General features: G+C 71.3%; 21 protein-coding genes. 15 read left to right on the forward strand and 6 right to left on the reverse strand.

The features are described 5' to 3' along the window. The first annotated feature begins 55 nt into the window (after positions 1-55). Entirely contained in the window at positions 56-229 is a 174-nt protein-coding gene (locus ACFYRY_RS39235; protein WP_356777822.1) for a hypothetical protein, read from the forward strand. 55 nt (positions 230-284) lie between these two features. Then, positions 285-767 (forward strand): GNAT family N-acetyltransferase, encoded by a 483-nt coding sequence (locus ACFYRY_RS39240; protein ID WP_389157164.1) that lies wholly within the window; start codon positions 285-287, stop codon positions 765-767. Positions 768-905: 138 nt separating this feature from the next. Here the strand turns inward: ACFYRY_RS39240 and ACFYRY_RS39245 are convergent, their stop codons facing one another. After that, positions 906-2,249, reverse strand: coding sequence for an amidase (locus tag ACFYRY_RS39245; protein ID WP_389157167.1), 1,344 nt, complete (start codon positions 2,247-2,249; stop codon positions 906-908). A gap of 248 nt (positions 2,250-2,497) precedes the next feature. On the opposite strand from ACFYRY_RS39245, the gene ACFYRY_RS39250 reads away from it, so the two are divergent. From ACFYRY_RS39250 to ACFYRY_RS39260, 3 genes are all read left to right on the forward strand, one after another. Continuing rightward, entirely contained in the window at positions 2,498-4,333 is a 1,836-nt protein-coding gene (locus tag ACFYRY_RS39250; protein WP_389157170.1) for a family 20 glycosylhydrolase, read from the forward strand. Between the two features lie 19 nt (positions 4,334-4,352). Then, a complete protein-coding gene (locus ACFYRY_RS39255) occupies positions 4,353-5,888 on the forward strand; it encodes an alpha-L-fucosidase (protein WP_389157173.1) in 1,536 nt (511 codons plus the stop codon). Positions 5,889-6,079: 191 nt separating this feature from the next. Beyond that, positions 6,080-9,091, forward strand: a complete 3,012-nt coding sequence (locus ACFYRY_RS39260; protein WP_389157176.1) for an alpha-mannosidase — start codon at positions 6,080-6,082, stop codon at positions 9,089-9,091. Between the two features lie 49 nt (positions 9,092-9,140). Here ACFYRY_RS39260 and ACFYRY_RS39265 read toward each other — a convergent pair whose 3' ends face one another. Further along, on the reverse strand, positions 9,141-9,842 hold the full coding sequence (locus ACFYRY_RS39265) for a FadR/GntR family transcriptional regulator (RefSeq protein WP_389157178.1): 702 nt from the start codon (positions 9,840-9,842) through the stop codon (positions 9,141-9,143). A 165-nt stretch (positions 9,843-10,007) separates the two neighbouring features. Here ACFYRY_RS39265 and ACFYRY_RS39270 point away from each other — a divergent pair, with 165 nt between their 5' ends. Genes ACFYRY_RS39270 through ACFYRY_RS39305 form a run of 8 tightly spaced genes read left to right on the forward strand, consistent with a single transcriptional unit; the run spans position 10,008 to position 17,919 of the window. Continuing rightward, positions 10,008-11,081, forward strand: a complete 1,074-nt coding sequence (locus ACFYRY_RS39270; RefSeq protein WP_389157181.1) for a sugar ABC transporter substrate-binding protein — start codon at positions 10,008-10,010, stop codon at positions 11,079-11,081. Beyond that, on the forward strand, positions 11,078-12,604 hold the full coding sequence (locus ACFYRY_RS39275) for a sugar ABC transporter ATP-binding protein (RefSeq protein ID WP_389157183.1): 1,527 nt from the start codon (positions 11,078-11,080) through the stop codon (positions 12,602-12,604). The genes ACFYRY_RS39270 and ACFYRY_RS39275 overlap by 4 nt, the downstream gene beginning before the upstream one ends. Beyond that, on the forward strand, positions 12,597-13,631 hold the full coding sequence (locus tag ACFYRY_RS39280) for an ABC transporter permease (RefSeq protein ID WP_389157186.1): 1,035 nt from the start codon (positions 12,597-12,599) through the stop codon (positions 13,629-13,631). Before ACFYRY_RS39275 ends, ACFYRY_RS39280 begins: the two co-directional genes overlap by 8 nt. A 35-nt stretch (positions 13,632-13,666) precedes the next feature. Next, entirely contained in the window at positions 13,667-15,052 is a 1,386-nt protein-coding gene (locus ACFYRY_RS39285; RefSeq protein ID WP_389157189.1) for an L-fuconate dehydratase, read from the forward strand. Continuing rightward, positions 15,049-15,804 (forward strand): SDR family NAD(P)-dependent oxidoreductase, encoded by a 756-nt coding sequence (locus ACFYRY_RS39290; RefSeq protein WP_389157192.1) that lies wholly within the window; start codon positions 15,049-15,051, stop codon positions 15,802-15,804. The genes ACFYRY_RS39285 and ACFYRY_RS39290 overlap by 4 nt, the downstream gene beginning before the upstream one ends. Continuing rightward, positions 15,801-16,787, forward strand: coding sequence for an aldo/keto reductase (locus tag ACFYRY_RS39295; RefSeq protein ID WP_389157195.1), 987 nt, complete (start codon positions 15,801-15,803; stop codon positions 16,785-16,787). Before ACFYRY_RS39290 ends, ACFYRY_RS39295 begins: the two co-directional genes overlap by 4 nt. After that, positions 16,784-17,098 (forward strand): L-rhamnose mutarotase, encoded by a 315-nt coding sequence (locus ACFYRY_RS39300; RefSeq protein ID WP_389157198.1) that lies wholly within the window; start codon positions 16,784-16,786, stop codon positions 17,096-17,098. Before ACFYRY_RS39295 ends, ACFYRY_RS39300 begins: the two co-directional genes overlap by 4 nt. Beyond that, positions 17,095-17,919 carry an amidohydrolase family protein gene (locus ACFYRY_RS39305; protein WP_389157200.1) on the forward strand — a complete coding sequence of 275 codons (825 nt, stop codon included), beginning with the start codon at positions 17,095-17,097 and terminating at the stop codon, positions 17,917-17,919. Before ACFYRY_RS39300 ends, ACFYRY_RS39305 begins: the two co-directional genes overlap by 4 nt. Before the next feature lie 36 nt (positions 17,920-17,955). On the opposite strand, the gene ACFYRY_RS39310 is transcribed toward ACFYRY_RS39305, so the two are convergent. Further along, positions 17,956-19,377: a lipase maturation factor family protein gene (locus ACFYRY_RS39310; RefSeq protein ID WP_389157203.1), complete on the reverse strand. Its 1,422-nt coding sequence runs from the start codon at positions 19,375-19,377 to the stop codon at positions 17,956-17,958. 340 nt (positions 19,378-19,717) lie between these two features. Here ACFYRY_RS39310 and ACFYRY_RS39315 point away from each other — a divergent pair, with 340 nt between their 5' ends. Further along, complete coding sequence (locus ACFYRY_RS39315) at positions 19,718-21,805, forward strand: SpoIIE family protein phosphatase (RefSeq protein WP_389157206.1); 2,088 nt, start codon at positions 19,718-19,720, stop codon at positions 21,803-21,805. Positions 21,806-21,922: 117 nt separating this feature from the next. Beyond that, the gene (locus ACFYRY_RS39320) at positions 21,923-22,786 is read left to right on the forward strand and encodes an Fpg/Nei family DNA glycosylase (RefSeq protein ID WP_389157209.1); all 864 of its coding nucleotides are present in this window, start codon (positions 21,923-21,925) and stop codon (positions 22,784-22,786) included. Between the two features lie 3 nt (positions 22,787-22,789). Here ACFYRY_RS39320 and ACFYRY_RS39325 read toward each other — a convergent pair whose 3' ends face one another. The 3 genes from ACFYRY_RS39325 to ACFYRY_RS39335 form a co-directional block, all read right to left on the reverse strand. Next, on the reverse strand, positions 22,790-23,449 hold the full coding sequence (locus ACFYRY_RS39325) for a zf-HC2 domain-containing protein (RefSeq protein WP_389157212.1): 660 nt from the start codon (positions 23,447-23,449) through the stop codon (positions 22,790-22,792). A 152-nt stretch (positions 23,450-23,601) separates the two neighbouring features. After that, positions 23,602-24,117: a hypothetical protein gene (locus tag ACFYRY_RS39330; RefSeq protein WP_389157215.1), complete on the reverse strand. Its 516-nt coding sequence runs from the start codon at positions 24,115-24,117 to the stop codon at positions 23,602-23,604. A 136-nt stretch (positions 24,118-24,253) separates the two neighbouring features. After that, the gene (locus ACFYRY_RS39335) at positions 24,254-24,799 is read right to left on the reverse strand and encodes a sigma-70 family RNA polymerase sigma factor (protein ID WP_389157437.1); all 546 of its coding nucleotides are present in this window, start codon (positions 24,797-24,799) and stop codon (positions 24,254-24,256) included. Between the last annotated feature and the right edge of the window lie 7 nt (positions 24,800-24,806).

Below are 24,806 nucleotides of genomic sequence, written 5' to 3' on the forward strand. Positions count from 1 at the left end.
GGTCGCAGACTGGGCAGGGACGCCCGAGGGTGACCCGACACATAAGGAGTGCGCGGTGACACCGGAGAAGACGAATCGCGATCAACGCCCCAAGGAACGCACGGACCGTGCCGGCCGCAGGCCCGGAGAGATCGGCAGCCTCGACGTGTGGGCACGGTCCGCCCCGATCCGCCTCGCGGGTTACGAGGAAGACCTCGCGGAGGACCACATCCTGCCCAGCGTGGACTGACCCGGGGGCAACCCGTCGCGATCGCCGACCGCATGGGCGTGCGAAACTCACGCCCATGCTGATCAGAGAAGCCGTGGCCGACGACTGGCCACGGATCTGGCCTTTCTGGCACCGGATCGTCGCCGCCGCCGAGACCTACGCCTGGGCGCCCGACACCTCCGAGGAAGCGGCACGCGCTCTGTGGATGGCCCCGGCCAAACGCGTCTACGTGGTCGAGAACGACGACGGCGCCGTGGTCGCCTCCGCCTACCTGACCCCCAACTACGGCGGACCCGCGGCCGGCATCGCCAACGCCGGCTTCATGGTCGACCCCGCCCACGGCGGCCGCGGCTACGGCCGCGCCCTCGCCGAACACCTCCTGACCGCCGCCCGGGCGGCCGGATACCGGGGGATGGTCTTCAACGCCGTCGTCGAGACCAACCCGGCCGTCAAGCTCTGGACGTCCCTCGGCTTCACGATCCTCGGCACGGTCCCGGACGCGTACGACCATCCCCGGCACGGTCTCGTCGGCCTGCACATCATGCACAAGGCCCTGTAGACATCGGGCACATGGCCCGCGCCGCTGCTCCAGTGGCACCGGGGCACACGCAGCTCGCCCCGCCACCGCAGCGGCACCGGGGCACACGCAGCTCGCCCCGCCACCGCAGCGGCACCGGGGCACAGGCTGCCCGCCCCGCTACTCCAGAGGCGCCGTCCGCTCCCACGGGTGCCGCTCCTCCAACTGGGCCGCCACCTCCAGCAGATCCGCCTCCGAGCCCGGCCGCCCCACCAACTGGACGGCGCACGGGGCGCCCGCGGGCAGGGTGCCGAACGGGACCGACATCGCGGGCCACCCGGTCAGGTTCCACGGCGGGGTCAGGGGCGAGTAGTTCGTGTTCGCCAGCACATTGCGCAGCCAGCCCCGCTCGTGCCACGGCGCGGACTTGGGGGAGCGGCGGGCGAGCGCCGGCATGAGCAGTACGTCGTGCTCCTCGAAGAACGGCTCCAGACGCCGGCGCAGCGCCTCCCGCCCCGCGCCGGTGCGCACGGAGTTCACGAAGGGCCGCCCGACGGCCGCGTGCACCCGGGTGCGCCGCGTCAGCCGCTCGCGGTCGAGACCCCGCGCGTCCACGGCGGTGCCGGCCGTCCAGTGGGCGAGCGAGGTGAAGCTCAGCGACAGCGGATACGGCGGATCGGCCCGGCGTACCCGGTGTCCCGCCTTCATCAGCACCCCGGCGGCCTCCCGGACCGCCGTCGTGTACGGCGTGGTGACGACGATGCCGGCGAGGGGGCTGCGCAGGGAGACGGCGATCCGGTGGGTCGCGTCCGCGTCCCGGCGTACGAACGCCGTACCGGCGAGGACCGACAGCATCAGACGGGCGTCCTCGACCGTCGTCGCCAGGGGCCCGTTCTCGGACATGCCGAACCAGTCGCCGTCGCTGATGCCGGCGGGCACCACGCCGGGGCCCGGCTTGAGGGTGACCAGGCCGCAGTTGGCCGCCGGTATGCGCAGCGAGCCCATGCCGTCGTTGCCCAGGGCGATCGGCACCAGCCCGGCGGCGACCGCCGCGGCGCTGCCGCCGGACGAACCGCCCGCCGTGCGGGAGGTGTCCCAGGGGTTGCGGGCGGTGCCGTGGACACCCTCCGTGGTGCCGAAGACGCACAGCTCCGGCACGTTGGTCAGCCCCACGACCACCGCGCCCGCCGCCCGCAGCCGGGCCACGGTGACATGGTCCGCGTCGGACGGCGTGTCCGGGGTGGCGGCCGAGCCGACGCGTCTGGCCTCGCCGCGCACCGCGAGGTTGTCCTTGACGGCCACGGGCACCCCGGCCAGGGGGAGGGAGTCCAACTCGCCCCGCTCGGCGACCTCGTCGGCCTCGGCGAGCGCCGCCTGGGCCCGCACCACGCGGAAGGCTCCGACGCGAGGGTCGAGCCGCTCGATCCGGGCAAGGTGCTCGGCCACCACCTCGCGGGGCGTGGCCCGCTTCTCACGTACGGCGGCGGCGATCTCGACGGCGGTCCGGCCGACCCAGTTGGTCACGGGCGCTCCCTGGAGGCTACTGGTGGGTACGTCGAGAGAACTCTGCCCGGGACCGGGCGCCGCGTCGAGAGCGTGTGCGCTTGGACATTCGGACAGCTCTTGTTGGACTTTTCGCGGTCGGGCCGGGACCGCGGTCGACTGATCCGCAGGTCATCCGATCAATGGCCCGCCTTCTGCCCCATCGACCCCCATTGACAGGCTGATGGGCCGAGCCAATCATCAGGCCTCCGATGAATGGGGAGTCGCTGATGAGGAAACGGCTGAAACTCGCCGGCGTCATGGCAGCGCTGACGCTGCTCCTGGCACCGGCCCCGGCGATAGCGCGGCAGCAGCAGAGCCCGCCGGTCACCGTGCCCGCCCTGACCGACTGGACGCCCGAATCCGGCAGTTACATCTACCGGACCGGCGCGCGTCTGGTGGCGGACGGTCCAGGCGAACGCCGGGTCGCCGACACCCTGGCCGACGATCTCCGGGCGGCGGGCCACGGCACCGTGCCGGTGGTGCGAGGCGGTGCCCGCACCGGTGACATCGTCGTCGACGTCCAGCCCTCCGAGACCGCCCTCAGCGCCGAGGGCTACGAACTGCACGCGGGCCGGACCCTGTCGGTGACCGGCGCCACCGAGACCGGCGTCTTCCACGGCACCCGCACCCTGCTCCAGCTCCTCGCACAGGGCGACCGCGTCCCCGCCGGACGGACCGTCGACGTGCCGCGCTACAAAGAACGCGGAGTCGGCGTCTGCGCCTGCTACGTCCACATCTCGCTGCCGTGGCTGGAGAACCTGGTCCGCGAGATGGCGTACAACAAGCTCAACCAGCTGCTCCTCGAACTCAAGGTGAAGAGCGACACCCACCCCGAGGCCAACACCTGGGGCTACTACACCAAGGACGAGATCCGCCGGCTGGTCGCCCTCGGCGAGCGGTACCACGTGGAGATCATCCCGGAGATCAACTCCCCGGGCCACATGGATCCCTGGATCGAGAACCGGCCGGATCTCCAGCTCACCGACTCCGACGGCGCCAAGCAGCCCTCACGCCTCGACATCACCCAGCCGGCCGCCTTCACCTACTACACGAGCCTGATCGACGAGTACGCGCAGGTCTTCACCTCCACCTCCTGGCACATGGGAGCCGACGAGTACATGCTCGGCTCCGACTTCGCCAAGTACCCGCAGATCCTGCGGTACGCCCAGGACAGGTACGGCGCGGACGCCACCCCGCAGGACGCCTTCATCGACTTCGTCAACCGCGTCCACGCCTACGCCTTGGCGAAGGGCAAGAAGCTGCGGATCTGGAACGACGGACTCACCGGAGCCAACACTGTGCCCGTCGCGGCCGGCACCACGGTCGAACACTGGCTGGACGTGGCCACGAAACCCAGTCGACTCCAGGCCCAGGGCTACCCGTTGATGAACGCGGCGTACTCGCTGTACCTCGTCCGCGGCGGGTTCCACAGTGACACCGAGGGCCTGTACGAGCAGAGCTGGGATCCGCGCAGCTTCGAGGGCGAGAAGCTCACCTCCGCCGACGGCATCACCGGCGCGAAGATCAGCCTCTGGCCCGACAACGGGCGCGGCGAGACCGAGAACGAGGTCTCCGGCGAACTGTGGCCCGCCCTGCGGCACATCGCCCAGGCCACCTGGGGCGACCCGCACCCCGACGCCACGTATGCCGCCTTCACCGCGCGCGGGACGGCCGTGGGACACGCGCCCGGATGGCGGGACCTGACCCGGGTGCCGGTGCCGGACGGGACGTACACCCTCACCACGGCGGGCCGGACGATCGACGCCGAGGTACGGCGCACCGCGGACGGCTACGTGAGCCTGCGGACCCAGGACGGCTGCCTGGAGGTACGCGGCGGCAAGCTCACCCTCAACGTGCCGCTCCAGCCCGGCGTCGAAGCGACCTGGCAGAGCTGCGGCCCCGCGAACACCCTGCAGCGCTGGCAGGTGGCCCCGGCCGCCGAGGGCTACCGACTGGTCAACGCGATCACGCAGATGGCCCTCGGCGTGACCGACGACGGCCGGCTCGTGCAGTACCCGCCCGACCAACACCCGCCCGCCGTCTGGCATCTGACCGCCCACTGACGTGAGGAGCCCCACCCCCATGGCAGTCTCCCGCCGCCTCTTCGTCACCGTCGCCACCGCACTCGCCGTGACCGGACCGCCGGCCCTGACGGCGTCCGCCGCCCCGGCCGACCCCCGCTACCGCATCCCCGTCTCCCCCGACGACACCGAGGCCGACCTGGTCCGCAAGGCCTCCCAGGTCCGGCCCACGCAACGGCAGATCACCTGGCAGCGCCTGGAACGCACCGCGTTCCTGCACTTCGGCGTGAACACCTTCACCGGCCTGGAATGGGGCACCGGCGACGAGGACCCCGATGTGTTCCAGCCGGCCGGCCTCGACACCGACCAGTGGGCCAGAGCCCTGCGCGACGGCGGTTTCAAGCTCGCCATCCTCACCGTCAAGCACCACGACGGTTTCGTCCTCTACCCCTCGCGCTACACCGACCACTCCGTCGGCTCCAGCAGTTGGCGGGGCGGACGGGGTGACGTACTGCGCTCGTTCGCCGACTCCATGCGGCGCCACGGCATCAAGGTCGGCGTCTACGTCTCACCCGCCGACGAGAACCAGTACCTGCACGGTGTGTACGCCAACGGCAGCGCCCGCGCCGAACACGTCATCCCCACCCCCGTGCCCGGCGACGACCGTTCACCGAGCCGCTCGTACACCCTGCCCGCCACCGACTACGGCGCCCATATGCTCAACCAACTCTACGAGGTCCTCACCGAGTACGGCCCGATCGACGAGGTGTGGTTCGACGGCGCCCAGGGCCGGATCCCGCCGGACAAGGTCGAGAAGTACGACTGGGACAGCTGGTACACCCTCGTGCGCTCGCTCGCACCCGACGCCGCGATCGCCGTATCCGGTCCCGATGTGCGCTGGGTCGGCAACGAGGGCGGGCTGGCCCGCGAGGATGAGTGGAGCGTCGTACCGGTCCAGGAGAAGGACTACGGCCGCACCGACTACGCCCTCGCCTACGACGCCGCCGACATGGGCAGCCGGGACGCGCTCGTCAAGGCCCAGCCGGTGGCCGACTACCTGCAGTGGTGGCCGGCCGAGTGCGATGTGTCGATCCGGGACGGATGGTTCTACCACGCCGACCAACAACCCAAGACCGTCGACGAGTTGACGGACATCTACTTCCGGTCCGTGGGCCGCAACTCGGTCCTGCTGCTCAACGTTCCGCCCGACACGGACGGGCTGCTGCCCGCCGCCGACGTGGTCCGGCTGCGGGAGCTGCGCGAGCGCGTGGACCGCGAACTGCCCGAGGACCTGGCGCGCGGTGCCCGGACCACCACCGGGCCGGGGCGGGTGACCGTCGACCTCGGCACGGAACGGGAGGTGGACCGGATCAGGCTGGCCGAGGACGTGCGGTACGGGCAGCAGGTTGAGAGCTTCGTGGTCGAGGCCTCGGCGGGCGGCGCGTGGACGGAGGTGGCGAGGGCCGGGACCGTCGGCCTGAGCCGGATCCTGCTGCTGCCGGGCGCGGTACGTGCCAGACAGTGGCGGGTGCGGGTGACCGGGGCCCGCGGCGGCGTACGCATCTCGGAGTTCGGACTGTACCGGTCGCGGGTCTGAGGCGGGTGCGAGGGTGGGCGCGGGAACCGGCCAGGGCTTCACCGGTCCCGCGCCACCTCGTACCGCCCCGCCCGGTTGGAACCGCGTGCCGCGGGGGAGCTGTACACCTCGTCGGCCACGTCCTCGTGACCCACCCCAGGTAACCAACCGCCCCGGGCCCCGTCCCCCGGACTTCGTACGGAGCACACCGCATGCATGACGACCGCGACCTGGTCGAAGCCCGCCTCAAGCGCGTCCTCCACGAGCGCGTCCGCCCCGCCGTGTACCCCGAGTCCGTGCCGCTGGACGTGGCGGTGTGGCACGCGCCCGGCGAACCGGTGCCGGTCGCCGAAGGGCTCGCCGGCCGGACCGAACCCATCGCGGTGGGCACTCGGTGGGGCGCCCCCTGGGGCACCAGCTGGTTCCGCGTCACCGGGACCGTGCCGACGACGTGGGCCGGCCGGACGGTCGAGGCGCTCCTCGACCTCGGCTTCGACGAGAACCTGCCCGGCTTCCAGTGCGAGGGCCTGGTCTACCGGCCCGACGGCACCCCGGTGAAGGGCCTGAACCCGCGCAACCAGTGGGTGCGGATCGGCGCGCCCGTCGAGGGCGGCGAGGAGGTGCGCCTGCACATCGAGGCCGCCTCCAACCCCGTCATCCTCGAGCACCACCCGTTCCGGTTCCTGCCCACCCCCTTGGGCGACAGGGAGACCGCGGGCAGTGAGCCGCAGTACACGCTCACCCGCATGGACCTCGCCGTCTTCGACGAGACGGTGTGGCAGTTGGTGATGGACCTGGAAGTGCTCGGTGAACTGATGGCCGAGCTGCCGGTGGAGTCGGCGCGCCGCTGGGAGATCCTGCGCGCGGTGGACGGTGCCCTGGACGTGATCGACCTCCAGGACGTCAACGGCACTGCGGAACGGGCCCGTTCGCGCCTGCGACCGGCCCTGTCCGCGCCCGCCGTGCCCTCCGCGCACCGCATCAGCGCCGTCGGTCACGCGCACATCGACTCGGCGTGGCTGTGGCCGCTGCGCGAGACCGTCCGCAAGGTCGCCCGGACGACGTCGAACATGACCGCTCTCCTGGAGGACGAGCCGGACTTCGTGTTCGCCATGTCGCAGGCCCAGCAGTGGGCGTGGGTGAAGGAGCACCGGCCCGAGGTGTGGACGCGGGTGAAGAAGGCCGTGGCGGACGGCCGGTTCGTGCCGGCCGGCGGGATGTGGGTGGAGTCGGACACCAACATGCCCGGCTCGGAGGCGATGGCCCGGCAGTTCGTGCACGGCAAGCGGTTCTTCCTCGACGAGTTCGGGATCGAGAACGACGAGGCGTGGCTGCCCGACACCTTCGGTTTCGCCGCGGGGCTGCCGCAGATCATCAAGGCGGCCGGCTCCAAGTGGCTGCTGACGCAGAAGATCTCCTGGTCGCAGACGAACAGGTTCCCGCACCACACCTTCACCTGGGAAGGCATCGACGGGAGCCGGATCTTCACCCACTTCCCGCCCGTCGACACCTACACCTGCTCCATGGAGGGCGGCGAGATCGCCCACGCCGCCCGCAACTTCAAGGACAAGGGAGTGGCCCGGCACTCCCTCGCGCCCACCGGCTGGGGTGACGGGGGCGGCGGCACCACCCGCGAGATGGTCGCCAAGGCGGCACGGCTCAGGGACCTGGAGGGTTCGGCGACGGTGGTCTGGGAGACGCCGCGGGAGTTCTTCGAGAAGGCCGAGGCCGAGTACCCCGACCCGGTCGGCGAGCTGTACCTCGAACTCCACCGTGCCACCCTCACCAGCCAGGCCAGGACCAAGCAGGGCAACCGCCGCAGCGAACACCTGCTGCGCGAGGCCGAGCTGTGGGCGGCGACGGCGGCCGTACGGACCGGATTCCCCTATCCGTACGAGGAGCTGGACCGTATGTGGAAGACGGTGCTGCTGCACCAGTTCCACGACATCCTGCCGGGGTCGTCCATCGCCTGGGTGCACCGCGAGGCCCGCGCGACCTACGAACGGGTGGCCGGGGAACTGAACGACGTCATCGCCGCCGCCCAGCGTGCGCTGGCCGGCGAGGGCACCACCCCCCTCGTCTTCAACGCGGCCCCGCACACCCGCGACGGCGTCCCGGCGGGCGGCGCCCGCACACCCGCCGCCACCGGCCGGACCACGATCGGTGAGCGGCCCGGCGGCGGCCACGTCCTCGACAACGGCCTCCTGCGCGTCGAGATCGACGCCCGCGGTCTGGTGGTCTCCGCGTACGACACCGAGGCCGACCGGGAGACGGTGGCACCCGGCCGGGCCGCGAACCTCCTCCAGCTCCACCCCGACTTCCCGAACAAATGGGATGCCTGGGACGTCGACGAGTTCTACCGCAACACGGTCATGGACCTGACCGACGCGGACGAGGTCGTCGCCGTGGAGGAGGGCGTGCGGATCGTCCGGTCCTTCGGAGCCTCCCGCGTCACCCAGGTGCTGTCGCTCGCCCCGGGGGAGCGGCGGCTCGTCCTGGACACCGAGGTCGACTGGCACGAGACGGAGAAGTTCCTCAAGCTCGCCTTCCCGCTCGACGTGCACGCCGAGCGGTACGCGTCCGAGACGCAGTTCGGGCACGTGCACCGGCCCACCCACACCAACACCAGCTGGGAGGCGGCCAAGTTCGAGGCGTGCAACCACCGCTTCATCCACCTGGAGGAGCCGGGCTGGGGCGTCGCGGTCGTCAACGACTCGACGTACGGCCACGACGTGACCCGGACGGTCCGTACCGAGGGCGACCGCGGTACGACGACGACCGTCCGCGTCTCCCTGCTGCGCGCCCCGCGCTACCCCGACCCCGAGACCGACCAGGGCGTCCACCGCTTCCGGCACGCCCTGGTGCCCGGGGCGGGCATCGGGGACGCCGTGCGCGAGGGCTGGCGGATCAACGTGCCCGAGCGGCGGGTGACCGGCGCCCGGCAGAGCGCGCCGTTGGTGACGGTCGACGCGGCCGCGGTGGTGGTCACCGCGGTGAAACTGGCCGACGACGGCAGCTCGGACGTGGTCGTCCGCTTCCACGAGGCGCACGGCGGCCGGGCACGGGCCACCCTGACGGCGGACTTCGCGTTCGACCGGGTGACGGCCACCGACCTGCTGGAACGCCCGCTGGCCGACGTACCGGAACCGGAGCGCGAGGGCAACCGGGTGTCCCTGCGGCTGCGTCCGTTCGAGCTGGTCACCCTGCGGTTCCGGCGGCCCTGACGTGGGGCCCGGTCGGGGGCGGGGCCCGGGTCCTGCTCCGGTGGGATCCTCAGCTCTCGATCTGCGCCCGCAGCCACTGTTCGACCTCTCCCACGTGCGCGGCGGCCGCCGCCCGTGCCGCCTCCGGGTCGCGGGCGACCAGGGCCCGGTGGATGGCGGCGTGCTCGCGGCGGGTGCGCTCGAAGGCGCCCTCCTCCTGGTAGCCGCGCCAGACCCGGGCGCGGAAGGTGCGCGAGGACAGGCCGTCCAGGATCGCGGCCATGGTCTCGTTGCCGGCCGCCGTGGCGATCTCGCGGTGGAAGGCCAGGTCGTGGGCGATGATCACCTCGGGATCCTCGGTGGCGGTCATCGCCGTCAGATGCTTCTCGACCTCGGCGAGCTGGTCCGGGGTGATCCGGGCCGCCGCCAGCGCGGTCGCCGTCGACTCCAGGATGCGGCGCACCTCCAGCAACTCCACCAGGCGCGGGCCGCGGGACAGGTCGGCGACCACACCGAAGGTCTCCAGCAGGTCCCCGGCCTCCAGCTGGGTCACGTAGATGCCCGACCCGTGCCGGGCCTCCAGCACTCCCAGCACCGTGAGCGCGCGGATCGCCTCCCGCATGGAGCTGCGGGAGATGCCGAGCTGGACCGCCAGATCGCGTTCGGTGGGCAGCCGCTGGCCCGGCTCCAGCCGGCCCTCGCCGATCATCGCCTTGATCCGCTCGATGGCGCGCTGCGTCACGGTCCCCTTCTGGGGGGCTGTCTCGTCCACGCCGTTCCTCCACTCGCGGGGTGCGCCGCAGTCTAACCGGCAGAGTGGTCCGACCACTACGGCCTCAACTCGGGAAAATATGGCCACGGAGGGTGTTCCTCTGGCCGAGTGGTCTGATAAGTATGCGGGCATCTGCTCGAAGACCGCTCAACGAGGAGCCACCAGATGCTCGGCAGGACAGTGGGGAAGCGGAACAGGTTTCGGAGTGCCGGGACGGCGGCCACGGCCGTCGGAGCCGCGCTCGTGCTCGCCGCGTGCGGCAGCACGAAGGACACGGGTGGCGCCTCCAACGCGGGAGGCGACGGCAAGGGCAAGGTCGGGGTGATCCTGCCCCTGCTGACCTCGCCGTTCTGGCAGTCGTACAACGACTACGTACCCAAGATGGCGAAGTCCGAAGGCGTGGACGCGCTGAAGACGGTCAACTCCAACAGCGACCCCTCGCAGCAGATCACCGACATCAACAACCAGCTCAACCAGGGGGTTAAGGGTCTTGTCGTGGCCCCCCTGGACAGCGCCGCGATCGAGGCCGGACTCAACCAGGCCGAGCGCAAGGGAGTGCCGGTCGTCGCCGTGGACGTCGCCCCCGAGAAGGGCAAGGTCGCCATGGTCGTGCGCGCCAACAACGAGGCGTACGGAGAGAAGGCCTGCCAGTACCTCGGCAAGCAGATCCCCTCCGGCAAGGTCGTGCAGATCATGGGTGACCTCGCCTCGGTCAACGGCCGTGACCGCTCCGAGGCGTTCCGCGCCTGCGTGAAGAAGAACTTCCCGAAGCTGAAGGTCCTGGAGATCCCGGCCAAGTGGGAGTCCGACACCGCGGCCTCCAAGCTGGACACGCTGCTCAACGCCAACCCCGACGTCAAGGGCATCTACATGCAGGCGGGCGGCGTCTACCTCGCGCCCACCCTGCAGACCCTGAAGTCCAAGAACATGCTGAAGACGATGGGCCAGAAGGGCCACATCGCGATCGTCTCGAACGACGGCATCCCGCAGGAGTTCGACGCCATCCGCAAGGGCGAGATCGACGCGACCGTCTCCCAGCCCGCCGACGCCTACGCCAAGTACGGCATGTACTACATCAAGGCGGCGATGGAGGGGAAGACCTTCAAGCCCGGTCCGACCGACCACGACTCGACCATCGTCAAGCTGCCCAGCGGCATCCTCGAGGACCAGCTGCCCGCGCCCCTGGTCACCAAGGACAACGTCGACGACGCCAAGCTCTGGGGCAACACGGTCAAATGAGCACGCCACTGGTTGAAGCGCGTGGGGTCGTCAAACGCTACGGCCCCACCACCGCCCTCGCCGACGGCAGGCTCACCGTCCTGCCCGGCGAGTCCCACGCCCTCGTCGGCCGCAACGGCGCCGGCAAGTCCACCCTCGTCACCGTCCTCACCGGCCTCCAGGCACCGGACGAGGGCACCGTCAGCTTCGACGGCGAGCCCGCGCCGCCGCTCACCGACCGCACCGCCTGGCGCTCCAAGGTGGCCTGCGTCTACCAGCGGCCCACCGTGGTCCCGGAGCTCACCGTCGCCGAAAACCTCTTCCTCAACCGTCAGCCCGACAGCCGGCGCGGCTTCTTCAGCTGGCGCCGGCTGCAGGCCGAGGCCGCCGACGTCCTCGACACCTGGGACATCCACGTCGACCCCACCGCCCGCACCGCCGACCTCAAGGTCGAGGACCGTCAGATGGTGGAGATCGCCCGGGCGCTGAGCCAGGGCGCCCGCTTCATCGTCCTCGACGAACCCACCGCCCAGCTCGACAACCGTGAGATCGAGCGCCTCTTCACCAGGATGCGCGCGCTGCAGGAGTCCGGCGTCACCTTCCTGTTCATCTCGCACCACCTCCAAGAGGTGTACGAGGTCTGCCAGAAGGTGACGGTCCTGCGCGACGCCCGCTGGATCACGACCGCACCCGTCGCCGAACTGCCCAGGGCCTCCCTGGTGGAGGCGATGGCGGGGGAGGCGCTGGCCGAGCGGCAGGCGGCTGCCGCGGACGCCGTGGTGGAGCAGGCGGAACAGGTGGAACAGGAACGGGCCGACGCGTCCGTCGTCCTCGACGTCCAGGGTCTGACCTCGGACACGTACCAGGACATCGCTCTGACCGTCCGCCGTGGTGAGGTCGTCGGCCTCGCCGGTTCCAGCGGCAGCGGGAAGATCGCGCTCGCGGAGTCCCTCGCCGGGCTGCACACTCCGACCTCCGGAACCGCACAGGTGGAGGGCAGACAGCTTCCGTTCGGCGATGTCCAGGGAGCTCTGAAGGCCGGCGTCGGCTGCGTCCCGCGCGACCGGCACGGCCAGGGGCTCGTCTTCGGCATGTCCATCGGCGACAACGCCACCATGAGTGTCCTGGGCCGGCTCGGGCGGTACGGGTTCGTCGGCGCGGCCCGTAAGCGCGGCTTCGCCGCCGAGCTGATCCAGCGGCTGGACATCCACGCGGAGGGACCCGACCAGCCGGTCTCCGACCTCTCCGGCGGCAACGCCCAGAAGGTCGTGATGGCCCGCGCCCTCGCCTCGGACCCGCGTCTGCTGGTGCTCATCAACCCCACCGCCGGCGTCGACGTGAAATCCAAGGAGTCCCTGCTGTCCCGGGTGGACACCGCCCGCGAGGACGGCACCGCCGTCCTGGTCGTCTCCGACGAACTCGACGACCTGCGCCGCTGCGACCGCGTCCTCGTCCTCTTCCACGGCAGGGTCGTGGCCGAATACCCGGCGGGCTGGCACGACCACGAGCTGATCGCCTCCATCGAAGGAGTGGACCATGGCTGACACGAAGGCCCCGTCGGCCTCCGCATCCATCCCCGTGAAAGCGCCCGACAGCAAGACCCTCAGGAGCGTGCTGCTTCACCGGGCCCGTGAACTGGCTCTGGTCCCGCCCCTGTTGCTGCTCATAGTGATCGGCGCCGTCGTCAACGACTCGTTCCTCACCGAGCGCACCCTGATCTCCATCCTCGCTTCCTCCGCCGCGCTCGCGATGGTGGTGCTGGCCGAGGCGCTGGTGCTGATCATCGGCAAGATCGACCTGTCCCTGGAGTCGGTGGTCGGTATCGCGCCCGCCATCGGCGCGCTGTTGGTGCTGCCCGCCGCACAGTACGGCTGGGGCACCGAATGGCCCGCCGCCCTCGCCCTGGTCGGGATCCTCGTCGTGGGCGGAGCGATCGGCGCGTTCAACGGCTTCCTCGTGGTGAAGCTCAAGCTCAACGCCTTCATCGTCTCCCTCGCCATGCTGATCGTCCTGCGCGGACTGCTGGTCGGCGCGACCAAGGGCAAGACGCTGTTCTCGATGCCCGACGCGTTCTTCTCGCTGGCGACCACCACGTTCCTGCGCGTACCGATGTCGGTGTGGGTCGCCGCGCTCTGCTTCGGCGTCGCCGGACTGATCCTCAAGTACCACCGGATCGGCCGCGCCCTGTACGCCATCGGAGGCAACGCGGACGCCGCCCGCGCCGCCGGCATCCGGGTCGACCGGGTGGTGTTCGGCGTGTTCGTCGTAGCAGGCGTCCTCGCCTCGGCCGGCGGGATCATGCTGACCGGCTACGTCGGCGCGATCAGCGCCAACCAGGGCAACAACATGATCTTCACGGTCATGGCGGCGGCGGTCATCGGCGGCATCAGTCTCGACGGTGGCAAGGGCACCATGTTCGGCGCCCTCACCGGCGTCCTGTTGCTCGGTGTCGTACAGACCCTGCTGCAACTCGCCCAGGTGCCGTCCTTCTGGATCCAGGCCATCTACGGCGGCATCATCCTCCTCGCCCTCATGATCGCCCGCGTCACCACCGGCCGCGCCCAGGACTGACCCGTCCCGACCCGCCAACGACCGAAAGGCCCTCCGTGTCCCCGACGCCCGTCCGTATCACCGAGGTCGACACCTACGACATCCGTTTCCCCACCTCGCGGGAGCTCGACGGCTCCGACGCGATGAACCCCGACCCCGACTACTCGGCGGCGTACGTCGTGCTGCGCACGGACAGCGACGACGCGGACGGCGGGCCCGAGGGGCACGGCTTCACCTTCACCATCGGGCGGGGCAACGATGTCCAGGTCGCCGCGATCCGCGCACTGCGTCACCACGTGGTCGGACGGTCCGTCGACGAGCTGTGCGCCGACCCGGGTTCGCTGTTCCGGGACCTGATCGGGGACAGCCAGCTGCGTTGGCTCGGGCCCGAGAAGGGCGTGATGCACATGGCGATCGGCGCGGTCACCAACGCCGTGTGGGACCTGGCGGCCAAGTGCGCCGGCAAGCCCTTGTGGAGGCTGCTCGCCGAGGCCGACCCCGAGTGGCTGGTCGGACAGATCGACTTCCGCTACCTCACCGACGCGCTCACCCCCGAGGAGGCGCTGAAGCTCCTGCGTAAGGGCCGGGAAGGCGCGGCCGACCGCGCCACGACCCTGCTCGCCAAGGGCTTCCCCGCCTACACCACCTCCGCGGGCTGGCTCGGCTACGACGACGAGAAACTCACCCGGCTCGCCTCCGAGGCCGTGGCCGACGGCTTCCGGCAGATCAAGCTGAAGGTCGGCGCGGACCTCGACGACGACATCCGGCGCTGCCGCGTCGCCCGCTCCGTCGTCGGCCCCGACATCCGCATGGCGATCGACGCCAACCAGCGCTGGGACGTGGACGAGGCGATCCGCTGGACCAAGGCCCTCGCCGAGTTCGACGTGTACTGGATCGAGGAGCCCACCAGCCCCGACGACATCCTCGGCCACGCGGCCATCCGCCGGGCCGTGGCACCGGTGAAGGTGGCCACCGGCGAGCACGTGCAGAACAGGGTGGTCTTCAAGCAGCTCCTCCAGGCCGGTGCCGTCGACATCGTCCAGATCGACGCGGCGCGGGTCGCCGGAGTCAACGAGAACCTCGCGATCCTGCTGCTGGCGGCCAAGTTCGGCGTCCCGGTCTGCCCGCACGCGGGCGGTGTCGGCCTGTGCGAACTCGTCCAGCACCTGTCGATGTTCGACTACGTGGCGCTGTCCGGCACCACCGAGGACCGCGTGATCGAGTACGTGGACCATCTGCACGACCACTTCCTCGACCCGGTGGTGATCCGCGAGGGTCACTACACGGCACCCACCACGCCGGGTTTCTCCGCCGCCATGCGGCCGGAGTCCCTGGCGCGGTACACCTTTCCCGACGGCGCCTTCTGGGCCGCCGACCTCGGAGCCAGTGACACAAGCGAGACCCCGGACGAGACCCCGGACAAGAAGGGACAGGCGGCATGACCGACTTCGAGGGCCTCAAGGCCCTGGTGACCGGCGGCGCCTCCGGCATCGGCCGGGCGACGGCGGAACTCCTGGCGGCGCGCGGCGCCCAGGTCGCGGTACTCGACCTGGACCCGTCGTCGGTGGACAAGCCGCTGCTCGCCTTCCGGGCCGACGTCACCGACGACGCCTCCGTACGCACCGCCGTCGCGGCCGCGGCGAGCGACCTCGGCGGACTGGACGTCGTGGTCAACAACGCCGGCATCGGCGCCCAGGGCACCATCGAGGACAACGCCGACGACGAGTGGCACCGGGTCCTGGACGTCAATGTCGTCGGCATGGTCAGGGTGGCCCGTGCCGCCCTGGCCCACCTGCGGGAATCCACCCACGCGGCGATCGTCAACACCTGCTCGATCGCCGCCACCGCGGGCCTGCCGCAGCGGGCGCTGTACAGCGCGACCAAGGGCGCCGTGTACTCCCTCACCCTCGCGATGGCCGCCGACCACGTCCGCGAGGGCATCCGCGTCAACTGCGTCAACCCCGGCACGGCGGACACCCCGTGGATCGGCCGGCTGCTGTCCAAAGCCGCCGACCCGGCCGCCGAACGCGCCGCGCTGGAGGCCCGCCAGCCCACCGGCCGGCTGGTCAGCGCCGACGAGGTCGCGAGCGCGATCGCCTACCTGGCGAGTCCGCTGTCCGGCGCCACCACCGGCACCTCACTCGCCGTGGACGGCGGCATGCAGGGCCTGCGGCTGCGACCGGCGGGCCGGTGAGCACCCTCGGCCGAAGCGGCGTCGAGGTCAGCGCCCTGGCCTTCGGCGCCGCCGCCATCGGCAACCTCTTCACCGAGGTCGGCGAGGAGCAGGCGCACGAGGCGGTGACCGCCGCCTGGCAGCGGGGCGTGCGCTACTTCGACACCGCCCCGCACTACGGCCTCGGCCTGTCCGAACGCCGGCTCGGAGCGGCCCTGCGGGAGCACCCCCGCACCGAGTACACCGTCTCGACGAAGGTGGGCCGCCGCCTGGAGCCGACGCGGGACGGGGGAGACGACCTGGCGAACGGCTTCGCGGTCCCCGCCACCCACCGCCGCGTCTGGGACTTCACCGCCGACGGCGTACGACGCACCCTGGAGGCGAGCCTCGAGCGGCTCGGCCTCGACCACGTCGACGTCGTCTACCTGCACGACCCCGACGACCACGCCGAACAGGCCTTCCGGGAGGGCTATCCGGCCCTGGAGAAACTCCGCTCGGAGGGCGTGGTCGGCGCGATCGGCGCGGGCATGAACCAGGCCGGGATGCTCACCCGCTTCGTCCGGGACACCGACGTCGACGTGGTGCTGTGCGCCGGCCGCTACACCCTGCTGGACCAGGACGCGCTCGCCGAACTGCTCCCGGCCGCCACGGCACGCGGCACCTCCGTCGTCATCGGCGGCGCCTTCAACTCCGGGCTCCTGGCCGACCCCCGGCCCGGGGCGACCTACAACTACGCGCAGGCACCAGCCGAGTTGCTGGACCGCGCCCTGCGTCTGAAAACGGTCGCCGACCGCCACGGCACCACCCTGCGGGCCGCCGCCCTGGCCTTCTGCGCCGCCCCCGCCGCCGTCGCGAGCGTCCTCGTCGGCGTCCGGTCGGCGGCCGAGGTCCACGACTGCGCCGACCAGTTCGCGGCCCGGGTGCCCGCCGCCTTCTGGCAGGAACTGCGTGACACCGGCCTGCTACCCGCCGACGCCCCCGTCCCCACCGAGGAACAGTCATGAGAGTCGCCCTGCACACCACGGTCCGCGCCGACCGCGTCGACGAATACGAGGCCGCTCACCGCGAGGTCCCGGTCGAGCTGACCGACGCGATCCGCGCCGCCGGGGCCACCTCCTGGACGATCTGGCGCAGCGGCACCGACCTCTTCCACGTCCTGGAGTGCGAGGACTACGCCCGTCTCCTGGCCGAACTGGAAAGCCTCCCGGTCAACGTCGCCTGGCAGACCCGCATGGGCCAACTGCTGGACGTGGTGCACGACTACTCCGGCGAGGGCGCGGACGCCGGTCTGCCCGTCGTGTGGGAGCTGCCGTGACCGTGGACGCGCACCACCACGTGTGGGACCTGTCCGTACGGGACCAGGACTGGATCGAGGAACACAGCCCGCTGCGGCGCGATTTCACGATGGCCGACCTCGGGCCCGAGGCCGACGCGGCCGGAGTCGACCGCACCGTCCTCGTCCAGACCGTCACCGTCGCCGAGGAGACCCCGGAGTTCCTCGCCCTCGCGGCCGGCCACGAACTGATCGCGGGCGTGGTCGGCTGGACCGACCTCACCCGCCCCGATGTCGCCGACGAACTGGCCCGGCTGCGGGAACTCCCCGGCGGGCAGTACCTCAAGGGCATCCGGCACCAGGTCCAGGGCGAGCCGGACCCCCAGTGGCTGCTGCGGGCGGACGTACGGCGCGGCCTCACCGCGGTCGCCGACGCCGGACTGGTCTACGACCTCCTGGTGCTGCCCCACCAGCTACCGGCGTGCGTCGAGGTGGCGGCCGGTCTGCCCCAACTCACCTTCGTCCTGGACCACTTGGGCAAGCCGCCCATCGCCTCCGGGGCCCTCGAACCCTGGGCGGGCGACATCCGCGCCCTCGCCGCCCTGCCGAACACCGTGTGCAAGCTCTCCGGCATGGTCACCGAGGCGGACGCCGCCTCCTGGACCGTCGACGACCTGCGACCGTACGCCGAGGTGGTGGTGGACGCCTTCGGTCCGGACCGGCTGATGTTCGGCTCGGACTGGCCGGTGTGCACGCTCGCGGCGACCTACGGCGACGTGCTGGACGCGGCGGCCACGCTGACCGGCCCCGCCGACCGCACCCGCGTCTTCGAGACCACCGCCACCCGCGTCTACGGCCTGTGAGGCACCCGCGCTGAACGGCCCGCGAGCCCCGCACCTCTACGACCCGCGGGACACCCCAGATAGCCGGGTCGGCGGCAGGTACTCGCGTACGTACGTCCGCTCCCAGCACGCGCCCGTCTCCCGCAGCTCACGCCAGGTCGTGTAGCGGTAGCGGAACAGGCGGGCGCGGACGTGGCGGGGCGGGGCGTCGGACGGGAACGGGGAGCGGCGCAGCAGCTTCAGGGTGTCGCGGTCGTTCTCCAGGAGCCGTTCCACCATGGCCCCGAACCAGGTCCCGGCGTACGCGGGCGACAGCGCGGCGAACCACATCATCCAGTCGAGCCGCAGATGGTACGGCGCGAACTGGCGCGGCCAGCGCCGGGGATCGCCGGGCTTGCCCTTGAACTCGTACTCCCGCCAGTCCGAGTCCTCGCGCGGTACCTCGTCCGCCGTGCCCTCGACGACCACCTCGTAGCGGATCCGGCTGACGCTGCCGAACGCGCCGTAGGTGTTGAGCAGATGGAGCGGGTCGAAGGAGCGGTTCATGACCTGGCGACGGGAGAGCATGTTGCGGACCGGCTGGTGGCTCAGGCCCACCAGCAGCGCGGCGACGGCGAGCACCACCACCTCGTACCAGAGCGGCGGCCCGGCCACCGACGGCGGGTTTGCCGGGAACCTGACCGCCGACAGCGCCAGCACGACGGTGATCCAGTTCAGCCACGAGAAGTTGCCCGACAGCACCAGCCACAGCTGGGTCACGATCATCAGCGAGGCCGCCGCCGTGGCGATCGGCTGCGGGGTGAACAGCAGCACCGGGACGACGAGTTGGGTGACATGGTTCGCGGCCACCTCCACCCGGTGCAGGGGGCGGGGCAGACGATGGAAGAACCAGCTGAGCGGCCCCGGCATCGGCTGGGTCTCGTGGTGGAAGTCGAGACAGGTCAGCTTCCGCCAGCACGCGTCACCGCGCATCTTGATCAGACCCGCGCCGAACTCGACCCGGAACAGGATCCAGCGCAGCAGGAACAGCACCACGACCGGCGGGGCCACCTCGTCGTTGCCGAGGAACACCGCGAGGAAGCCGACCTCCAGGAGCAGGGACTCCCAGCCGAAGCCGTACCAGGTCTGACCGACGTTCACGATCGACAGGTACAGCGCCCAGGGGAGCGCCCACAGCGCCATCGCGGCCCCCAACGGCAGCCGGGAGTCCACTCCCGCCAGCAGCGCCGCCGACACCGCGCAGCCCGCCCAGGCGCAGGCGGCGAAGAAACGGTCCGAGTAGTGCAGGTGGAAGACGGACGGAGCCCGCCTGAACGGCACCCGCTCCAGATAGCGGGGCACCGGCAGCATCCCGCGCTCTCCGATCAGCGCCCGGAACTGCAGGGCCGCCGTCAGGAACGCCACCAGGTACACGCCGGCCAGGGCCCGCTGGAAGACCAGCCGGCTCATCCAGTACTCCGGTGCGGTGAACCAGTCCACGGACGTGCGCTCCTGTCCCCATTCTCGTGACTCACACGACTCACACGACTCACGCGATTCTCGCGCCGAACACCCGCGCGCCGGACCTCCAGGTGATCCTCCGGGTACCTCCCTGCAGCTCGCGTACCCCGATCGAGTGAAGCAGAGGATCCCCGGCGGACCGGCCCGACCGGCCCCGGACGTGCCCCGATCGCGGGAGCCCCTCCCGGACGAGCCCGTCACCTCGCCGGGGCCGGCGTCCTCGACCGTCCCACCCCAATCTTCGACAGCGGACGACGAACCATGTCCCATTCCTCACATGGGGGTCGAAGAATCGGGCAAATGCTGGCAAGGTGTCCCCATGGTTGATCGGGGAGCGAGCGCCCTGTCACTCCCGGACGACTGGCCCGCCCATCCGGATCCGATCCTGGCGCTCAATCGCATGGGCAGTTTCGACTGGGATCTGGACACCGGTCTGTTCCACATGGACGCCCAGGCTCACGAGGTCTTCGACCTGCGCCCCGACGAATACGACGGCTTCCCCGCCTCCCTCGCGATCCGGGTCCCGCGCGCGGAGGCCCACCGGCTCGACGCCGTGGTCGCGCAGGCCATGAAGGACGGCAGCGAGAACTACGGCGCCTACTTCCGGCTCCGCTGCCGGGACGGATCCCTGCGCTGGACCCACACCCAGGGCTACATCCGGCGGGACCGGACGGGCCGCCCGCGCCGCATCGTCGGCATCGTCCGGGAAGCCACCCAGGAGTTCGACGAGCTCGAGTCCCGCGGGGACCAGGCAGCCCAGGACGAGGCACGGCGCCACCAGACCAGCGTCGTGCAGCTCGCCACCGCCGCCCTGGCGCACGCCCGCACCGTCGAGGACGTGATCGACGTCCTCAGGGACACCCACGGCCTCACCCACCTCGGCGCCACCAGCCTGGTCTTCGGCCTGGTCGAGGCCGGCCGGATCCGGCTGGTCACCGAGGGCCCGGAGGGCAGCTTCGTCCCCGGCGCCGACGTCACCCGGATCGACGAGCCGTACCCGATGAGCGAGGTCGTCCGTACCCTCAGCCCGCGCTTCATCGAGTCGCCGGAGGAGTTCGCCGAGCGCTATCCGGTCCTCTGGTCGCACATCACCGACCTGAACATCACCGCGGCCGCCTATCTGCCCCTCATCGCCGAGGCCCGCCCGATCGGTGCCATGGGCCTGCTCTACAGCGACCGGCGCGCCTTCTCGCCGGAGGACCGCAACGTCCTCGTCGCCCTCGGCAGCAGCATCGCCCAGAGCCTGCAGCGGGCCATGCTCTTCGAGCAGGAGAAGGACCTCGCCAACAATCTCCAGCAGGCCATGCTGCCGCGCACCATCCCCAGCGTCCCCGGCGCCGACCTGGCCGTCCGCTACCGGGCCGCGACCGCCGGCGGTTCCCCCGGCCGGGACATCGGCGGCGACTGGTACGACCTCATCCCGCTGCCGGGCGGCCGGGTCGGCGCGGTCATCGGAGACGTCCAGGGCCACGACACGCACGCCGCCGCCGTCATGGGGCAGCTGCGCATCGTCCTGAGGGCCTACGCCGCCGAGGGGCACACTCCGGCCACCGTGATGGCCCGCGCCTCGGTCTTCCTGCACGAACTCGACACGGACCGCTTCGCCACCTGCCTGTACGCCGAGGCCGACCTGGCGACCGGCGTGGTCCAGGTGGTCCGGGCGGGCCACCTCGACCCGCTGATCCGGCATTCCGACGGCAGTTGCCGCCGCATGCCGGTCGAGGGCGGCCTGCCCCTGGGCCTGTCCGCGGAGTTCCACAGCCTCGAATACCCGGTCACCACCCTCGAACTCGATCCCGGCCACACCCTGCTGCTGTGCACCGACGGCCTCGTCGAACAGCCCGGCGCCGACCTGGACGACGGCATGCGGACCCTCGCGGCCCTCGTCGCCACCGGCCCGGACGACGTCCGGGACCTCGCCGACCGGCTCATCGACGTGGTCGAGGACCGCCGCGGCGACGACGACGTGGCTCTGCTCCTGCTGCGCCGCCGCGCCCTGGAATCACCCCGGACCGGGGGCCGGCTCCAGCAGCACGTGGCGCCCGGAGACCCCGAGGCGCTGGCCGAGGCCCGGCACATGATCCGCGCCGCGGTCGCCGCCTGGGGCGCGCGTGACCGGTCCGACGAGATCGAACTCGTCGCCGACGAACTGATCACCAACGCCCTGATGCACACCGAGGGTTCGGCGATCATCACGCTCAGGGCCTTCACCGGCAGCGACCGCCGGCTGCGCGTGGAGGTCGAGGACTCCTCCAGCGCCCTGCCCCGCCGCCGCGACGCGGGCGAGTCGGGTGTCTCCGGCCGGGGTCTGCTCCTCGTCGACCTGCTCACCGACGTGTGGGGCGTGGAGGCGCGCGGCGGCGGCAAGTGCGTGTGGTGCGAGTTCGTGGTGCCTGAGCGGGGCTGAGTGTGCCGCAAACGAGGCTGGGCCGTGCCGTGAACGAGGCTGAATCGTGCCCGAACGAGGCTGATCGGGTGCCGCGGCGGAGCTGAGCACTCCGGTGTCCGGTGGCACTCTGGACCTATGCCGGAACTTCCCGAGGTCGAAGCGCTCAAGGACTTCCTCGCCGAGCACCTGGTCGGTCACGAGATCGTCCGGGTGCTGCCCGTCGCGATCAGCGTCCTGAAGACGTACGACCCTCCGCTCACCGCGGTCGAGGGCCACGAGGTCACCGCCGTGCACCGGCACGGCAAGTTCCTCGACCTCGTCACCGACGGGGGCCCGCACCTCGTCACCCACCTCGCCCGGGCGGGCTGGCTGCACTGGAAGGACAAGCTCCCGGACGGTGCGCCCCGCCCCGGCAAGGGCCCCCTCGCCCTGCGGGTGGCCCTGGAGACCGGCGCCGGCTTCGACCTGACCGAGGCGGGCACCCAGAAGCGCCTGGCGGTGTACGTCGTCCAGGACCCGCAGGAGGTGGCCGGGGTGGCCCGTCTCGGCCCGGACCCTCTCGCCGACGACTTCGACGAGGCCCGCCTCGCTACCCTGCTGAAGGGCGAGAGGCGCCAGCTCAAAGGCGCGCTGCGCGACCAGGGCCTGATCGCCGGTGTCGGCAACGCGTACAGCGACGAGATCCTGCACGCGGCGAGGATGTCCCCCTTCAAACCGACCTCCTCGCTGACCTCGGAGGAGACCACGAGGCTGTACGAGGCCCTGCGCACCACCCTCACCGAGGCGGTCGAGCGCTCCCGCGGGGTGGCGGCCGGCCGCCTGAAGGCCGAGAAGAAGAGCGGCCTGCGCGTCCACGGCCGTACCGGCGAGCCCTGCCCGGTGTGCGGCGACACGGTCCGCGAGGTCTCCTTCAGCGACTCGTCGCTCCAGTACTGCCCGACCTGCCAGACCGGCGGCAAGCCCCTTGCCGACCGCAGGCTGTCCAGATTGCTGAAGTAGCCGTCAGCGGGACTTGAGCGTCACCAGGCGCTCCCCGGTGCTGGTGCGCACCTCGTAGTGGTCGATCTCGTCGCTGTGCATGGACGAGCCGCCGTGCATGGTGTTCGGCCTGGCGTCGTGGCGGGGGACGGTCCAGGTGGTCACGGTCTGTTCCGAGCCGTCGACGCCGATCGCGATCAGGCGGCAGGAGCGGGGGCCCGCCCCGTCCTTGATCTTCAGCTCCACGTCGCTGCCCCAGACCTCGTCCTCGGAGGTGACCTGCGCCCACACGCCCGACCGCTCGTCGGTCGCGGCGGTCACCCGCACGGCGCTGTCCTGGGCGGTGCCGCTCACCGTCATCGCGAGCCCGGACCCGGCCACCGTGAACACCACCGACGCGGCCAGCGCGTACAGCAGTCGCCGACGCCGTGACCGGTGCCGGGACGCGACCTCGCCGAGCAGCCGGTCCAGCATCCGGGGGCCCGGCTGGGCCATCGGGTGGACGACGCGCGGGGTCGCCCTCCGGTACAGCATCATCTGGCGGGTGATGGGCCCGAACTCAGTCACGTGTGCCGCACAGCGGGGGCACTCCATGAGGTGGTCCTCGAAGCGGAAGGCGTCCGCCTCGTCCAGCACGCCGAGCGCGTACGCGCCGACGTCGCGATGCCTCTCCAGGGACCTCATGCCGAATCCTCGTGCCGTTGGGTGCGGGTGGGGGGTTGCTCCTTGCTCCCACCCGTACGCACCAGCCAGCCGAATCACTCAAGGCGCACACCGAATCGTAACCAAGGGGTTCGGAGCCGTTGGGCCCGAGGATTGGTCCACGTCGAGACGATTTAAAAAAGATGGATCGCGAGGTGTCCCAGAGGCAACCCGAGCTGCCATGCGGGCGTCCATACCTCAGGCCCTTCGTCCTCTCCGCCCGCCGCACCGCCGCCCGGCACCGCGTTCAGATCGGGCGCGAGCAGTTCGGTCTCCTCCAGCCAGCGCCAGGCCGCGCGTGCCAGTTCCAGGTCGGGCGCCGGGCCGCCCGCGGCGACCACCTCGGCGGCTACCGCGGCCATCCGCTCGTCCACCCAGTCCTGCCACGGCTGGTCGTACGCCGTCAGCGACAGCCAGTTCTCCAACTGGGAGACGACCTGGATGCCGGACAGCTCACGGTCGGTGTCGGACAGGTAGATGGTCAGCGCCAGCGCGTCCCGTCCGGCCCGGAACTCGAAGGACGTCGGCGGCATCAGATCGCCGGAGCGCAGCAGCTCGTCGGCGATGTACTCGGCGTACAACCAGGCCATGGGGACGGTGAGTTCGCCCTCGCCGGCGCCGTCCGTGCTCTCTTGACCTCTGTGCAGCATCCCTTCCTGCCTTCCTCCGGTGCGTGCGCGTCGCCCGTTGCCGGGTCCTCAGTCCGGAACACGGATAGGGACACCCGATTACTCAACCGGGGTCAGCTGCAAGGCGCTTTACGGAGGTTTGACTCAGCCATTGGTTTCACCGCAGGTCGGCCGCGTATCCCGGAAGCACCCGGCGCAGGGCGCGCAGCGCGTAGTACGCGCGGGACTTCACCGTACCGGGTGGAATTCCGAGGACTTCGGCCGTTTCCGCCACACTCGCCCCCTGGAAATACACCAGCACCAGGACTTCGCGGTGCTCCGGAGTGAGTGTCTTCACAGCCTCGCGGACGTCGAGCGTCGCGGCCGCCCGCTCGGCGTGGTCGGCACACACCCGCGCGTTCTCCAGGACGGCGTCGCCGACCTCGGCCGGACGCGCCTGCCGGGCCCGGCGCGCGTCGATCGCGAGCCGCCTGCCCACCGTGAGCAGCCAGGGCCGTACGGACTCGAAATCGTCGGCGCGCAGCGCCTCGGGATGCTGCCAGGCGCGTACGAGGGTTTCCTGGACGAGGTCCTCGGCGCGCTGCCGGTCGCCGTCACAGAGCCGGAGCAACAGCGCGAAGAGGGGCCGGCCGTGCTCCCGCTGCAGTGCGACGAGCTCGTGCTCGGCGGTCGTCCCGTTCATGAGTGTGGTTCCGGCCGTCATGGCCGTA

It is taken from the genome of Streptomyces sp. NPDC005263, assembly GCF_042872365.1.
In the GTDB taxonomy this organism is placed as follows: Bacteria; Actinomycetota; Actinomycetes; order Streptomycetales; family Streptomycetaceae; genus Streptomyces.

Bases quoted from the DNA above. Each gene is read 5' to 3' on its own strand.
- ACFYRY_RS39240 (WP_389157164.1), top strand. From the start codon at position 285: ATGCTGATCAGAGAAGCCGTGGCCGACGACTGGCCACGGATCTGGCCT.
- ACFYRY_RS39250 (WP_389157170.1), top strand. From the start codon at position 2,498: ATGAGGAAACGGCTGAAACTCGCCGGCGTCATGGCAGCGCTGACGCTG.
- ACFYRY_RS39255 (WP_389157173.1), top strand. From the start codon at position 4,353: ATGGCAGTCTCCCGCCGCCTCTTCGTCACCGTCGCCACCGCACTCGCC.
- ACFYRY_RS39260 (WP_389157176.1), top strand. From the start codon at position 6,080: ATGCATGACGACCGCGACCTGGTCGAAGCCCGCCTCAAGCGCGTCCTC.
- ACFYRY_RS39270 (WP_389157181.1), top strand. From the start codon at position 10,008: ATGCTCGGCAGGACAGTGGGGAAGCGGAACAGGTTTCGGAGTGCCGGG.
- ACFYRY_RS39275 (WP_389157183.1), top strand. From the start codon at position 11,078: ATGAGCACGCCACTGGTTGAAGCGCGTGGGGTCGTCAAACGCTACGGC.
- ACFYRY_RS39280 (WP_389157186.1), top strand. From the start codon at position 12,597: ATGGCTGACACGAAGGCCCCGTCGGCCTCCGCATCCATCCCCGTGAAA.
- ACFYRY_RS39290 (WP_389157192.1), top strand. From the start codon at position 15,049: ATGACCGACTTCGAGGGCCTCAAGGCCCTGGTGACCGGCGGCGCCTCC.
- ACFYRY_RS39300 (WP_389157198.1), top strand. From the start codon at position 16,784: ATGAGAGTCGCCCTGCACACCACGGTCCGCGCCGACCGCGTCGACGAA.
- ACFYRY_RS39315 (WP_389157206.1), top strand. From the start codon at position 19,718: ATGGTTGATCGGGGAGCGAGCGCCCTGTCACTCCCGGACGACTGGCCC.
- ACFYRY_RS39320 (WP_389157209.1), top strand. From the start codon at position 21,923: ATGCCGGAACTTCCCGAGGTCGAAGCGCTCAAGGACTTCCTCGCCGAG.
- ACFYRY_RS39325 (WP_389157212.1), bottom strand. From the start codon at position 23,449: ATGAGGTCCCTGGAGAGGCATCGCGACGTCGGCGCGTACGCGCTCGGC.
- ACFYRY_RS39330 (WP_389157215.1), bottom strand. From the start codon at position 24,117: ATGCTGCACAGAGGTCAAGAGAGCACGGACGGCGCCGGCGAGGGCGAA.
- ACFYRY_RS39335 (WP_389157437.1), bottom strand. From the start codon at position 24,799: ATGACGGCCGGAACCACACTCATGAACGGGACGACCGCCGAGCACGAG.